The organism is Bradyrhizobium uaiense (assembly GCF_010811875.1).
In the GTDB taxonomy this organism is placed as follows: Bacteria; Pseudomonadota; Alphaproteobacteria; order Rhizobiales; family Xanthobacteraceae; genus Bradyrhizobium; species Bradyrhizobium uaiense.
Genome location: NZ_VKHP01001256.1, coordinates 1 through 213 on the forward strand (window position 1 = coordinate 1; position 213 = coordinate 213).

The following is a 213-nucleotide window of genomic DNA, read 5'->3' on the forward strand; positions in this document are numbered from 1 at the left end:
CATCGACGCAAAGCACCACGGCCTTGTCAGGCGGATTGAGATAGAGCCCGACCACATCGCGCAGCTTCTCGACAAAGAAGGGATCGGTCGAGAGTTTGAAGCTGCGAGTGCGGTGAGGCTGCAGGCCGAAGAGTTGGAACAAGCGATGAACGGTGCTCTTGGCAATGCCCGTCTCTTTGGCGATGGCGCGCACGCTCCAATGGGTTGCGGCTT

Annotated in this window: 1 protein-coding gene; it reads right to left on the reverse strand. The window is 59.2% G+C overall.

The window, feature by feature from the left end:
* A partial coding sequence (locus tag FNJ47_RS49535; protein ID WP_163163960.1) for a helix-turn-helix domain-containing protein occupies window positions 1-213 on the reverse strand: 213 nt, incomplete at both ends.